Source organism: Sphingobacterium sp. BS-2 (assembly GCF_046161205.1).
GTDB lineage: Bacteria > Bacteroidota > Bacteroidia > Sphingobacteriales > Sphingobacteriaceae > Sphingobacterium > Sphingobacterium mizutaii.
This window is the reverse complement of the sequence record NZ_JBIXGO010000021.1, coordinates 144,382-157,797: the sequence shown is the minus strand read 5'-3', so window position 1 is coordinate 157,797 and position 13,416 is coordinate 144,382. Positions and strand designations below refer to the sequence as shown.

12 protein-coding genes are annotated in these 13,416 nt (G+C 40.4%); 5 read left to right on the top strand and 7 right to left on the bottom strand.

The window, feature by feature from the left end:
- Positions 1-8 precede the first annotated feature (8 nt).
- From ACK2WI_RS16840 to ACK2WI_RS16820, 5 genes are all read left to right on the top strand, one after another.
- Positions 9-794 carry a FixH family protein gene (locus ACK2WI_RS16840; RefSeq protein WP_409151662.1) on the top strand — a complete coding sequence of 262 codons (786 nt, stop codon included), beginning with the start codon at positions 9-11 and terminating at the stop codon, positions 792-794.
- A gap of 48 nt (positions 795-842) precedes the next feature.
- A complete protein-coding gene (locus ACK2WI_RS16835; RefSeq protein ID WP_409151661.1) occupies positions 843-2,861 on the top strand; it encodes a TonB-dependent receptor in 2,019 nt (672 codons plus the stop codon).
- 108 nt (positions 2,862-2,969) lie between these two features.
- The gene (locus ACK2WI_RS16830; RefSeq protein WP_409151660.1) at positions 2,970-5,087 is read left to right on the top strand and encodes a ribonucleoside triphosphate reductase; all 2,118 of its coding nucleotides are present in this window, start codon (positions 2,970-2,972) and stop codon (positions 5,085-5,087) included.
- A complete protein-coding gene (gene nrdD / locus ACK2WI_RS16825) occupies positions 5,068-5,253 on the top strand; it encodes an anaerobic ribonucleoside-triphosphate reductase (protein ID WP_095067913.1) in 186 nt (61 codons plus the stop codon). The genes ACK2WI_RS16830 and nrdD overlap by 20 nt, the downstream gene beginning before the upstream one ends.
- The gene (locus ACK2WI_RS16820) at positions 5,234-5,911 is read left to right on the top strand and encodes an anaerobic ribonucleoside-triphosphate reductase activating protein (RefSeq protein WP_409151659.1); all 678 of its coding nucleotides are present in this window, start codon (positions 5,234-5,236) and stop codon (positions 5,909-5,911) included. The genes nrdD and ACK2WI_RS16820 overlap by 20 nt, the downstream gene beginning before the upstream one ends.
- Positions 5,912-5,973: 62 nt before the next feature.
- On the opposite strand, the gene ACK2WI_RS16815 is transcribed toward ACK2WI_RS16820, so the two are convergent.
- The 7 genes from ACK2WI_RS16815 to ACK2WI_RS16785 all read right to left on the bottom strand — a co-directional run bounded on the left by ACK2WI_RS16815 (position 5,974) and on the right by ACK2WI_RS16785 (position 13,357).
- Positions 5,974-6,735: a DUF4374 domain-containing protein gene (locus ACK2WI_RS16815; protein ID WP_409151658.1), complete on the bottom strand. Its 762-nt coding sequence runs from the start codon at positions 6,733-6,735 to the stop codon at positions 5,974-5,976.
- Complete coding sequence (locus ACK2WI_RS16810) at positions 6,725-7,630, bottom strand: hypothetical protein (protein WP_409151657.1); 906 nt, start codon at positions 7,628-7,630, stop codon at positions 6,725-6,727. The genes ACK2WI_RS16815 and ACK2WI_RS16810 overlap by 11 nt, the downstream gene beginning before the upstream one ends.
- 19 nt (positions 7,631-7,649) lie before the next feature.
- Positions 7,650-8,345, bottom strand: coding sequence for a hypothetical protein (locus ACK2WI_RS16805; protein ID WP_409151656.1), 696 nt, complete (start codon positions 8,343-8,345; stop codon positions 7,650-7,652).
- Between the two features lie 91 nt (positions 8,346-8,436).
- Positions 8,437-9,546 (bottom strand): helix-turn-helix domain-containing protein, encoded by a 1,110-nt coding sequence (locus ACK2WI_RS16800; protein ID WP_409151655.1) that lies wholly within the window; start codon positions 9,544-9,546, stop codon positions 8,437-8,439.
- Positions 9,547-9,602: 56 nt separating this feature from the next.
- Positions 9,603-11,489 (bottom strand): serine hydrolase domain-containing protein, encoded by a 1,887-nt coding sequence (locus ACK2WI_RS16795; protein WP_409151654.1) that lies wholly within the window; start codon positions 11,487-11,489, stop codon positions 9,603-9,605.
- Positions 11,490-11,615: 126 nt separating this feature from the next.
- Positions 11,616-11,951, bottom strand: a complete 336-nt coding sequence (locus tag ACK2WI_RS16790) for a hypothetical protein (RefSeq protein WP_409151653.1) — start codon at positions 11,949-11,951, stop codon at positions 11,616-11,618.
- A 185-nt stretch (positions 11,952-12,136) separates the two neighbouring features.
- Positions 12,137-13,357 carry a site-specific integrase gene (locus ACK2WI_RS16785; RefSeq protein ID WP_409151652.1) on the bottom strand — a complete coding sequence of 407 codons (1,221 nt, stop codon included), beginning with the start codon at positions 13,355-13,357 and terminating at the stop codon, positions 12,137-12,139.
- Positions 13,358-13,416 lie beyond the last annotated feature (59 nt).

The following is a 13,416-nucleotide window of genomic DNA, read 5'->3' as shown; positions in this document are numbered from 1 at the left end:
ATACTACTATGAAAAATGTAATCTATGTGATCTGTTGGAGCTTATTTGCCCTGACAATGGCTTCTTGCCAAAAGGATGATAATCTGGAGAATCCTTTGGAAGATAAAAAGATCATTGCTGAAAAAACAATTAACGCCTCTACGCAAGTCCAGCTCTTGGCTGATAAGGATTTAGTGGTAGGCTATCAAAATGTATACGTCAGGGTTTTGAAAGATGGAAAAACAAATCCTTCGGATAAGATAGAATTTTCTCCTGTTATGGACATGGTGACCATGAAACACGGTGCACCTACTGGTAAATTTGCTTTCAACTCTAGCGTTGATGCCTTTCAAGGGTTTGTGGTTTTTACCATGCCTACGGCCAATGATGGTACTTGGGCAATTGACCTAAAAATAAATAATGAAACCCTAAACATTCCGGTAGTGATCAAACCTGCTGCCACTGGAAATGTTCCTGTAAAGTCCTTCACGGCTACAGATAATAAACGCTATATCATGGCATTGGTACAACCTTCTTCCCCAAAGATTGGAATCAATGATTTAGAGGTCATGGTTTTCTGGAGAGAAAATATGTTCTCTTTCCCTGTTGTGGATGGATTGACATTGGATTTTCATCCGGAAATGACTTCGATGAACCATGGTTCAAGCAATAATGTCAGCCCTCAAGGTTCGGGAGCTGGAATTTATAATGGAAAAGTGAATTTCAGTATGTCGGGAGATTGGAGACTTTTCTTCAATGTCAAAAAGGGTGAAACAGAACTTGCGAAGGATGTCTTTCTAGATGTACTGTTTTAGTGAATAAGAATCAATAATTTTTTAGGACTCGGTAAAATTTCAAGGCTTATGAAAAGGATTTCTTTTATTTTAAGTTTTTGCTTCCTTGTGGCTGGACAGTATGTCCAAGCGCAACATCATCACCATGATACATTGAAGAATGTTGCTATTGAGGAAGTGGTAGTAAGTACTCAGGTTTCTGTAAATAAGCAACTTGAAAATGAACAACGAGCTTCTAAACAAGCGAATATTGACCAGATCTTGGATAGGATTGCTGGCGTTCAGATGGTCCGTAGGGGCAATTATGCTTGGGAACCTACTATCCGCAGCCTAAATGCTGCGCAGATCAATCTGACGATAGATGGGATGGCTATTTTTGGAGCCTGTACAGATCGTATGGACCCGATTAGTTCCTATATTGAACCCAGTAATCTGCAGCAGATCAATGTGAATATTGGTCCTTCATTCAATAGTTATGCTGGAGGAATGGCTGGTGGAATGAACTTCAAGCTTGCCAATCCGGAACTTTCGAAAGTCCCTCAGTTGAATGGAATGCTGGGTACAGGTTATGAATCTAATTCACAGGCGGTTCAAACCTTAGCATCCCTGCAATATAGTACGGAAAAATTCGCATTCCTAGTGAATGGGATCTTTAGAAAAGCACAGAACTATAAAGCAGCGGAAAGGGCAATCGTTCCTAATTCCCAGTTCCAAAAATGGAATGGATCCATTGCTGCGACTTATAAATTAAATTCCAAGAATCAACTACTAGCCCAATATCTTGCCGATTATGGTCAGGATATTGGGTATCCTGCATTGACCATGGATGTTGCCTTTGCCAATGCAAATATTGTTTCCTTGACGCATGTCTATAAAGGCAGTAATGAGGGTATGAATGAAATCCGTTCGAAGGTTTATTTCAACCATATAGACCATGCGATGGATGATAGCAAAAGGCCGGCGGAGACTGTTCCTATGCACATGGATATGCCTGGCCTATCATGGACGGCTGGCTTTTATTCTGAAACAGGCTATCAGTTTGCTAAGCATCATTTGCAAGCAAGGTTGAATGGATACCTCAATAGGTTGACCGCTAATATGACCATGTATCCAAAAGACGGAAATCCTATGTTTATGTATACCCTGCCGGATGCGCAACGCGATCTGCTGAGTTTGGATATTTCGGACCGTTATTACCTGAGTGAAAAATGGATGATGGATTTTATGGGAACCTATAGTTTTGCCAATTCAAGTATCTATAGCCAGCAAGGTGAGGAACAGCTATCGAGCTTAACGGATGCCTCTCTTGGACGATCCAATCACCTTGGAAACATCAATCTGACCGGCCATTACCATCCTTCCGCCAATCTACATTGGATGGCAAAGTTAGGTTATGCCAATCGTAGCGCCAGTCTGCAGGAGTATTATGGTTTCTATCTTTTCAATAGGTTGGATAACTATGATTACCTGGGAAACGTGGATTTGAAAACCGAAAAATCATTACAAGCAAGTTTTGGTTTGAGCTATCAGTTACCTTGGCTCAGACTTGAGGCGAATCTCTATAATTATTATTTCAGGGATTATATTGCTGGAAGAATCAATCCTGATTTCCATGTGATGACCATTGGAGCAACTGGAGTGAAACAGAACCAAAATTTGGATCATGCTAATTTAATGGGCGCTGAAATGGCCATGAAGATCAAGTTCTTGAAGAATCTGGAATGGTTAAGTACCGTAGCTTATTCGGAAGGAAAGGATGATGGAGGCAATTACTTGCCATTGATTTCGCCATTTACCAATAATAATACTTTCCTGTTTAACCATCAGGGTTATGTGGCCCAGTTTGAAGTAAGTTATTTTGCCAAACAAAATAAGGTTAGTTCAGCAATCTATGGAGATAGCAGGACGCCAGCTGCCACTCTGTTCAATGTAGGGGTCAGGAAAGCATTCCAATTAAAACAACAAAAACTAACTGCCAATTTGAGAGTGGAAAATATCTTCGATAGATATTATTTTCGCCATCAAGATATCATGAAGATTGCCAGACCGGGACGAAATTTGATCGCCCAGATCAACCTTTCTTTCTAATTTTTTGCGCATAATTGGGCTTTATGTTCCACCTCATAAAATATTGAGGCTTTTGTTGTTAGCTTTAAATAATTCTTGAAATCTATCTCTTAATCTAAAACCATGCCTATGAAAAACGTGATCAAACGTGATGGTTCTCTTGAACCCTTTCATTCCTATAAAATAGAAGATGCCATAAAAAAAGCATTCGAAAGTGTGTCTGTTCCTTATGATGAGCAAATCATAGAAACCGTCTTGGAGGAACAAAAAAATGCAGACCTCTTTGATGTGGAAGACATTCAGGACGTCATTGAAAGAAAGCTCTATGTAGCTGGATATTTCCAGGTGATGCGCTCGTTTATGCTGTTCCGTCATACGCGGAAATTGCAGCGTGAGCATATCGATCGTTTTGTAGCTTCCAGTACTTATGTGGATAGCAGCCATGCTGTGGAAGAATACATTTACCAAAACGATTGGCGTATTCAGGCGAATGCCAATAATTCATTTTCCAATGCTGGTTTGGTTAACAATACGGCGGGAAAAATCATAGCGAATTATTGGTTGGATAAAGTTTACAATAGGATTGAAGGTCATGCACATCGTAATGCGGATATCCATATCCATGACTTGGACTGTTTAACCGGTTACTGTGCTGGTTGGAGTTTAAGGGTGTTATTGGATGAAGGCTTTAATGGTGTAAGAGGTCGCGTGGACAGTAATCCACCTTCGCATTTCAGGGAGTCCTTGGGTCAAATGGCCAATTTCTTGGGAATCCTGCAAAGTGAATGGGCCGGTGCTCAAGCCTTCAGCTCATTTGATACCTATCTCGCACCTTATGTTTTTAAGGATTGCTTAAGCCAGATTGAAGTCAAGAAAGCTATCCGTAGCTTCGTATATAACCTTAATGTTCCTGCTCGTTGGGGGCAGTCCCCATTTACCAATATTACCCTCGATTGGAATGTCCCGCAAGACTTGAGGTACCAAATCCCAACTAAGGCAGGAAAGCATCTGTTCAGAGGAGTTAATAATGAGGTCTTGAAAACCCTTGCCCAAGAGCGAGGGGTCGATAATTTGGAAGATTTGACCTATAAGCATTTCCAACCGGAAATGAATATGATCAATCGGGCTTATTATGAGGTCATGACTGAAGGTGATGCCAATGGACAGCCTTTTACTTTCCCGATCCCTACCGTGAACATCACGGAGGATTTTGATTGGAATGGTGAAAATGTGGATGTCCTATTCGAGAACACCGCCAAGATCGGTTCTTCCTACTTCCAGAACTTTATCGGAAGCCAATATTTTATTGATGAAAATGGTGATCGGCAGGAAAATCCTGATGCCTATAAGCCCAATGCGGTAAGGAGTATGTGCTGCCGTCTGCAGCTTGACCTGAGGGAATTGCTGAAGCGTGGAAACGGTCTTTTTGGTAGTGCCGAGATGACCGGCAGTATTGGGGTCGTGACCATTAATATGGCCCGTTTGGGTTATATATACCAAGGAAATCGGGAAGGTTTGTTTGCACGATTGGATGAGCTGATGGAAATCGGTCGTTCTACGCTGGAGAAGAAAAGAAAGTTCATTCAGGAGATGTACGACAATGGTTTGTACCCTTATACCAAAAGATACCTTTCCCATTTCAGGAATCACTTTTCGACCATTGGGGTCAATGGCATGAATGAAATGATCCGCAATTATACCGCAAATCAGGAAAATATTGTTTCGGACTGGGGGATTGAATTTGCCAGTGAGATCTTGGACTATATCCGCGAGCGATTGAAGAAATTCCAAGAAGATACGGGTAATCTGTATAATCTTGAAGCTACACCTGCAGAAGGAACTACCTATCGATTTGCCAAGGAGGACAAAAAACGCTTTCCAGATATTTTGCAAGCCGGCCAAGATCAGCAGATCTATTATACCAATAGTTCGCAGATTCCGGTTAACCATACGGATGATCCATTTGAGGCGCTATTGCTGCAGGATCAACTGCAATGTAAGTATACCGGTGGTACAGTACTGCACCTCTATATGCGGGAAAAGATCAGCACACCAGAGGCTTGTAAGCAATTTGTAAGGACTGTATTGAGCAATTTCAGGTTGCCTTATATCACGGTAACTCCTGTATTTAGTATCTGTCCGGTACATGGATATTTGAATGGGGAGCATGAATATTGCCCAAAATGTGATGATGAAATCGTGAATCAATATAATTTAAATAGTGAATATGGAAACCATGAAGAATGAGAGATTGCTATTGTTGCAGCAACATCAGCAAGAACGTAGTAAATGTTTGGTCTATACTCGAGTGATGGGGTATCATAGGCCAGTAGAAAGTTTCAATATCGGTAAACAAGGAGAGCATAAACAGCGGACCCTGTTCCAAGAAGGATATGGCAAATGCTCTATATGATATAACTCCTTTTACCTTATTGGATTACCCTAATAAAGCAGCCTGCATTCTTTGGTTTGTGGGCTGCAATATGCGTTGCCAATACTGTTATAATCCGGATATCGTATTCGGCAAGGGTAAGATCGGTATGGAACAAGCCGAGGCTTTTTTGAAGTCTCGGAAAGGCTTATTGCAAGCTGTCGTCTTTAGTGGTGGGGAATGTACCATGCATCCCGATATGATGCCCTTGGTCAAGATTGCCAAATCTTTGGGGTATCTCATTAAAGTCGATACCAATGGCGCTAGACCAAAAATAATCAAAACACTGATCGAAGAAAATCTTCTGGATTATGTAGCTCTTGATTTTAAGGGCTTGGGTCAGCGTTTTCAAGAAATATCGGTGACGGGTTCTTTTGAAGCTTTTGAAGAGACCCTGGATTTGTTGTTGAATGCTGAAATTCAATTTGAGGTCAGGACAACGGCCCATTCCCAATTGTTGTCTAAAGGGGATCTTGAGGAAATGCTGAGGTTCTTGGAAGCGAAGGGGTATGAGAACAATTACTATGTGCAAAAGGCATTAAATAATGTTAAGATGATTGCTGAGCTGGATGATTCGAATTATAGGGAGGAGGATTTGAGGTTTGGTTCAGGGAAGGTGGGAGTGGTTGTGAGGGGATAGAAAAAAAAATACCAGACCAGGAATTACTCCTGACCTGGTCTTCTGATTACCAAAAACAAATACTATTTCTTTTCTACGAAAGTTGCTGCTTCTATGCCATTAGCATCCTTAACAACTAATCCTTTTTTAGCATTACCTGTTTGAGGATCGACAGTATAGAATTGTGGGAATTTATCCAAGGCTGTAAGCCCAATAAAGGCTTTGCCTTCATATACATATGGCCAGCTAATGCCTTCAGGGATGTCATTTTTAGCTGGAATACCTTTTAACCAAGTGAATTTTTTCTGTTTCATGTGGACTACCGCATATTGTGAGGAAGCATCCATGCCTGGTTGTTTTCCGGCTTCATATTTCTTGTTGTAGAATTCGATCAAGAAGATATCGTCGACTAAAGGCCATACTTTACTGAATCTATAACCATCTGATGCGGCCTCTAGATCCCAGAAGTAACTTTTGTCAAAACTTGTTGCACCTTTTTTGATCATCAAAGCACCTGCTTTTTTAGTTCCGAAGTTATTTCCTGAGAATACACAGATATCGCCGTTGGAAGCAACTCCAATTTGCGAGTATCTGGCAGAACGGTAAAACCCACCCGAAATAGATAGGCGAGAATCGGTATAAACCGCTTCGGTTTTTAATGTTTTTGCATTGATTTTGGCAACTGCAACATCATCGATGCCAGTATCTTCGTGGAAGTGCAGGCTGGTATAGAATGAATCGTCTTTTCCGTCTGCCAAGCCTATTAATGCTGCGTTTTTGCCTTCGAAACCTTTAAATTGATTGACTTTGAAAGTTTGGAATTGACAAACAAGTTCATTGGTCAAGCCAATGAACGATATTGAGCAGAAACTGTGTATTTTGGTGAGCAGAAGGATGATTCATTCCTCTTTTTTCACTTTTGATGCCATGGAGTTGTGCCGAAAAAGGAGCACCATCCCCGAATATCACAATCCTCCCTTTCCCAAAGCGGAGATAAGCTCCGTTTGCAAACCCTTTGCCCGACAATCGGGGAATATTGTCTGGAATAGGCCTTTTAATCTGATCCGCATCATTAGGTAGATAAATTTCATATTCTTCGTTCAACAGAGAAATAATATATGCGGTCGTTGGGACTATAAATCCCGTTCCACCCCAGCACATGATACTGTCTATTTCCTTACCTGGTACCGTAGTTATTTCGTTGGATAACAGTGTTCCTCTATCCTTTGAAAATATTTCCGGACGTCCATTCTTAGGTAACGCAAAACCGTTCACGATATGAATGCCAAATGCCGCACCAAGAGTTTGCACTGACCCTCCACATGGCATGTGGTCTGTGACTAGAAATAGGCTTCCGCCATCAGATACCCATTGACGGAGAGTTTCTATCTCCTGATCGGTAAAGGCTGAATATGTGGGTAATTTCCAGTTTTCCGGATTATATAAGGCATTTATGCTGATATAGATTTTCACCTCCTTTAATTGATCGTAGGATATTTTTTCTTTAGCACTTAGGAGACGATATCCGTCAGCTTGCAGGAGATCTGAAAATGGGGCGTAAGCTCCTCTCAAAGTAACTGGATTGTTATGTGCCTCGTCAAATAGGAGTAGCGGTCCATCACCTATCCGGTGCCGCGGATCGGTGATGGGATAATGGAACTGTTCATCTGCTATCTGTTGTGCACTAAGCTGAGCTGTACCCACCAGCAGTAGGAACAAACTGGCAATAAATCTGTTCATATTATTTTTTTGAATAGGATTATTGGTCAGTTTTTATCCAAACATCATTTTCGAAACACTGCATCTGCTCTATCTTTCCATTGGCAACAGAAAATGTCAATGGAAAGGTACCATCATCATTGAGGAAGAAAAATTCCGAGCGTGGAGTAAATGAAATTGTTCTGTTATCCCACAATTGTGTAAGCGTTAAGCCTGTTGAGGAGGGATCTATTTGAATCTTAAAGTTGTTGTCATTTACCTTTAGGTAAGTTCCGGCAAGCTGTTTCAGTTGAGATGTGGTTAAACTCGCAATTTTATTGGGGTCAAATGGCACGCGCTCACAGATAATTCTACCCAGGATCTTGGTTTGGCTAAAATCTCCTGAGCTATTTTTTAAGAACTCGATAGTATATCCTTCATTTTTGGATTCAAAATGTGTATCATCTTTACGGACCAGCCGATATCTTTTTTTCTGATCCCACAGCTGTGTGGCATACAGGTTATTATCTTGCTCTTCAAAAGCAATGAAAGCCACTTTATTGGGTAGCTGGTAGTAGCCCTGAAATGATTTTAGCGGAACCAGCTGTTGTTGCTGGGGGGCATCTTTAGGGGCGGTCTGTGCGAATGTATCGATCGAAGAAAAAAGGCAACATGCTCCCACCAGAAGACCATATGTTGCTGTGCAAAATTGGCGGATCGCTTTCGAGCTCCCGCTTGGTTTGATGTATTGTATCATAATTCTTTTTGTTGATATAATGCAAGAGTAGGTCTTTTTGATCGGCTAACAGTCCGAATGGATGCAATCGAACAAACTTCATTGTGCACCGTTAATTTGATTGTTTCCTATAGACTTTCATATATTCTGTTGGCGTGATACCGGTTATTTTTTTAAAGCTGCTATAAAAAGTTGTTCTTGAATTAAAGCCTGCCCTTATTGCGATTCCAAACATATCAATTTGTTTGGCCTCTTCGGATAATAAAAGTTTTTTCGCTCTCTCCGTCCGAAGCTCGTTGATAAACTGGTAAAAATTTTTTTCCAATCCATTGTTTATGATATAGGAAAGATCATGCGGATTGATTCCGATATGGTCCGCAAGGGATGATAGTGTTAATCCAGGATCGAGATATAGCTTTTCAGCTGTTGTTTTCTGCAATAATTTTTCTTTTAATGTGTCTACCTGTTGTGCTGTCAGCCGCTCTTCGGCTTTGACCTTTTTATGCTCCGTTTCGTTGATTAGGTTTTCTGTAGACTCAATTGTGTAAATTGACCGTTGTGTTAGCGTTGCGTACCCAAGCGCCACTGAGCCTATAAAATATAGAATTTGAGCCACTGAGCTAAAAACTAAATTTACCATAGCCAGCAGACGGGCAACAATCATAAATAATAGTGCGATCAATAGATATTTCAGCCAGGCCATGTTTATCTTTTCTGTATAGGAAGATAGCTGGCGAATGTTTTTCTGGTGTATTTTGAAAAGGATATAGCAGGCGACCCAGTAAAAGATACATTGTGCGAAGAAGAAATATTTGATAGCCAAGATGATCCACTGCGGTAACGGTAGCGGATGGATGTACATATTGAAAAGTCCGGGTATTAAATAGATGATGGAGAAAAAAAGGAAAGCGAGGAACGGAACAAAATGTAGTCCCCAATACCGGATTGTTTCTGTTGGTTTGACCATGTAATGAACGGCCAAGTAGAAGCAGGGAAGGGTAGCCCATCGTGGGAGTTCCAGCATATGGATCAATCTCTCGCTCTCCACATGAAAACCTTCGAGAAAAAGCTGGGTAAATAAGCATGCCATCAAATAATACCATGTTCCTAACCACCGGTCTGCTTGGGAAGAAGTGTGGTTGACACCCAAAAAGATTAAGGTGCCGAGCAGCAGAAATGCACCAGCTGAAAAAGCATGAAAGGTAAAGAGTATATTAATCATGGACCGTAGCAAGTTATCTTTGTAATGTGAATTTAAACATAATTGATCAAATGGAGCTACATCATCCATATAGGTACTCCGATCCAACCATTTATGGTTAGAAGGGCGACGAGATAGCATAAAAAGAAATTATTGAAGGCTAAAAACAGACGAAGCCATAAAGAGCTCAGTCGAGACCAACGGAAATAAAGCAGCAAGCTGCTGAGGGCAATCAAAACAGCAAATAGGAGCATACCCAGAAAAATGGAGAAACTTGTTCCATTAAAAGAGGTAAATAATTCTTTATGGCTGGCATCTGTTTGTCCCATAAGTCGATAAGCGACTAGAAAAAAGCATGTTCCTGCTATTGGAAATAGAGGAATAGCGAGGTCTATCAGTTTCATTTTTCGAAAGAGCGTCAGGAATATGCCGATAAGACTATAAACCGTATAAATGAAAATAGCCATAAGTCCAAGATAGACAGGTAACTTTTGGATCAAAACAGAAGCCCGAGGTACCTTGCGATAGAAACTATTGCCATAACCTTGAAAGAAGGGCTGGCCTTTGGGATCTTTGGCTAATACAAAAGCGGGGAGAATATCATCTTTTAGCCGGAAGATGCCATTGCCCACATGGACAAGAGAATCGAGCTGTCCGTTTTCTTTTTTTACGACGAGTCTATCCTTGCTGACCGCGGTTAACTCAATACCGCCAAAGATACGTCTGTAAAATTCCCAGCGTTCATTTCTGGGATTCATAAATTGATAGTATCCGAGTAGTGGTTTAATTTTTTGTTCATCTATCGGTAGACTGACTGCTTTTGGAGCAGAAATGTCCTTTGTCAAAAATTCTTCAATAGCCTGTGAGATTGGCCAGAGATTGACAACACTATTCGCTGCTATTGCATAGGCTATACCAGCTTCACGATTAAAGAATAACCAGGAGACAAAGCCTTCCCCTTTACCATTGTGACCCCGTAAGCTGACCTTTTTATTATTCGGGAATAGATCATTGCCCAGGGCATATCCCGTTTGTAATCCAGCTTGGCTTGCTAAGGTACTGTGAATGGTCTCCATTTCCTTCAGGCCGGCATTATCCAATAACCTGCTGTCGGCACTACCATTGAGCAGGTAAAGCATGAATTTTGCCATGTCATCAGCATTGGATACCAACGCGCTTCCGGCCCCATTTCCGCTCGGACGATAGAATGGCATTGGCCTGTATTCTCCCTTTTGAAAGTCATAACCTGTGGCAAAGCTGGGTCTATGAGTTCCATCAAGATCAAATAAGCTGTTTTGCATGTTCAATGGTAAAAAAATCTGTTCTTTTAAATACCTATCCCAAGGCATGCCCGAAACTTTTTCAATTATATAGCCGAGTACATTATAGCCCGGATTTGAATAGGACATCATGGTTCCCGGCCGCCAGCGTACCTTGAGCGAATTGCTTACAGCTTTGATGGCCTCGATACCAGCAAGTGCATTTTTTTTTCTTGTATCTACCATGCTGTTGAGTTGAACATCGTCAAAGCCCGCGGTATGTTCGAGCAAGTGAACTACCCGTACCGGATCTGTAGCTTCCCAATGATTGTCAAAAGGTATTTCAGGCGCTATATCACGAATACGGTCATTGAGCTTTAGCTTCCCACTAGCAACTAATTGTTGTATACCCATTGCCACGAAAAATTTGGTGACGGAAGCAAAGTGAAATTGTGTCTGATTTTCTACTGGAAGACGTTGTTTCAGATGTGCATACCCCAGTCCACCAGAATATAGTATACTGTCTTTTTTTACAATAGCAACCAGTAGACCAGGAATATGTTCCTGCTGAATGACAGTGTCTAAACGGTTGTACAATTGATTGATATTGCTATTGGATATTGTGGCTGTGCTTACCTGTGCTGACGCGGTAAAATAACTTGCCACAATGAGCATTGCGAGATAGAAAGTTTTTGAGTTGATCATAAGTTCATTCTTTTATGCAAATTAGCAATGATCTCTACTTGGCCTGTCCGTGTCCATCCAAACGGATAAATCTGTTTCTTTTTGTGGGAATCCAGATTAACAAGTCTGCGAATCCTTTGGTCCCTATTATTTTTTTCTCAAGCTATTGATGAATTCACCTCTTTTTAATTCAATATCAGAACATATAGTTTTAATATAATCAAAGACGACCTTTTTATTATCCACCACATAGGCTCTAAGTTCAGCTGAACTTATGGAATTGAACAGTTTGTAATATTGCAGAGCTGTGCCTATTTTCAACCGCCCTCCTTCCAGTATTTTGCACAATATTTTGGCCCGCTGTTCGTAACCGAGCTTTTCATCCCAAATGGCATCGTTCAAAAAACCAAGCTTGTACAGGTAATACATCCTCAACTTGTTGTTTTTTATGGATTCGGTCGCACCTTCGTTGTCGCTGTCCACAAACTTTGAGAGTCGTTCCCAGAGATCACTTTTGTCTTTTTTGACTGATTGGAGCACTTCCCAATCTTCTTCTCTCTTCCTCTTTAGTTCGCTGACCTCCGCTCTGGAACCTGAATAAGGGTAGATAGTAAATAATCCCAGGATGATTTCTTCCTTGGGACTACTTTTAAAATGATATAATCTTCTTATTTTGATCCATATAATTTAATCTCTAAATTTTCCATATCCATTCTGATTCTATTGTCCAATAGTTTGGCATAATGCTGTGTAGTACGAATATCAAGATGACCGAGCATTTTTGAAACGGTTTCAATTGGTACTCCATTTGAAAGAGTAACCATAGTTGCAAATGTATGTCTAGCAATATGAAAGGTCAGTTCTTTCGTTATTCCACATAAATCTGCTATTTCCTTTAAATAGCTATTCATCTTTTGATTACTCAATATGGGTAACATTAGGCCAATTGATTGACAGGGCGGATAATCTCGGTAGGATTCAAGGATTTCAAGAGCCTTTGGAAGAATCGGGATAGAAGAAAGTGTGTTTGTTTTTTGTCTTCTGATCTTAATCCAAAATTTATTATCAATACCAACCTCAATATTATCTCTACTCAATTTTGTAACATCAGCATAGGAAAGTCCGGTATAGCAGCAGAACACAAAAATATCCCTGACTTGATGAAGTCTTGGAATATCAAGCTTTTTATTTTCGATTCTTGTCAGTTCCGCTTTATTTAGATAGGATTTTTCCTTAGGCTTTGCATTTGTCTTATAAAACTTGAAAGGATTGCCCGAGATCCATCCATGTGCTAGACATAAATTAATAATTTTTCTTAAATGCTTGATGTATTTTGCTGCTGAAATATCCGAACAGGCTTTTTCCGCCCGAAGATAGTGTTCATAGCCTACGATAAAAGAATGGTCAATTCTGCGGAGTTCAATATCTGCAATTGTATATTCCTTTGTTATATAATTTTCTAAATGCGAATAAGTCGTCCTATAACCCTTTAGTGTGTTTTCCCGAAATCCATTGCCCAGCAATGATTCCATTTTAAGGTTATGATCTTTTAGAACCGATAATAATGTCTTTTGATTTTCTGACTTACCTGTAAGTTTAGCCTTTAACAATTCAGTTGTTGGGGTTTTTCCCATTTTCAGGATTTCAAGATGGATGGCTGCAACTTTCAGATTCAACATCTCTAGATAGCTGTTTAAAGTCTTGACCTCCTCGGTATTTCCTTTTGATCGATTTGCTTTGGAATTCCATCGATTGGGGTCACAGTTCTTTCCTGTAGAGATTTCACAGACCGATCCATTGATCGTAATTCTCATGTAAATGGGCTTAGCTCCACTGACATAATTCTTTGGTTTCTTCAAGTAGAAGAGCAAGGAATAATTTGTACTCATTATTTAACATTTAAAAGTGTAACAAAATTAGCCTTGCAGCGAAAACATATCAAGATGTT

What these genes read in the sequence shown, in the direction of transcription:
- ACK2WI_RS16840 (WP_409151662.1), top strand. Translation starts at nt 9, where the DNA reads ATGAAAAATGTAATCTATGTGATCTGTTGGAGCTTATTTGCCCTGACA.
- ACK2WI_RS16835 (WP_409151661.1), top strand. Translation starts at nt 843, where the DNA reads ATGAAAAGGATTTCTTTTATTTTAAGTTTTTGCTTCCTTGTGGCTGGA.
- ACK2WI_RS16830 (WP_409151660.1), top strand. Translation starts at nt 2,970, where the DNA reads ATGAAAAACGTGATCAAACGTGATGGTTCTCTTGAACCCTTTCATTCC.
- nrdD (WP_095067913.1), top strand. Translation starts at nt 5,068, where the DNA reads ATGGAAACCATGAAGAATGAGAGATTGCTATTGTTGCAGCAACATCAG.
- ACK2WI_RS16820 (WP_409151659.1), top strand. Translation starts at nt 5,234, where the DNA reads ATGGCAAATGCTCTATATGATATAACTCCTTTTACCTTATTGGATTAC.
- ACK2WI_RS16810 (WP_409151657.1), bottom strand. Translation starts at nt 7,630, where the DNA reads ATGAACAGATTTATTGCCAGTTTGTTCCTACTGCTGGTGGGTACAGCT.
- ACK2WI_RS16805 (WP_409151656.1), bottom strand. Translation starts at nt 8,345, where the DNA reads ATGATACAATACATCAAACCAAGCGGGAGCTCGAAAGCGATCCGCCAA.
- ACK2WI_RS16800 (WP_409151655.1), bottom strand. Translation starts at nt 9,546, where the DNA reads ATGATTAATATACTCTTTACCTTTCATGCTTTTTCAGCTGGTGCATTT.
- ACK2WI_RS16795 (WP_409151654.1), bottom strand. Translation starts at nt 11,489, where the DNA reads ATGATCAACTCAAAAACTTTCTATCTCGCAATGCTCATTGTGGCAAGT.
- ACK2WI_RS16785 (WP_409151652.1), bottom strand. Translation starts at nt 13,357, where the DNA reads ATGAGTACAAATTATTCCTTGCTCTTCTACTTGAAGAAACCAAAGAAT.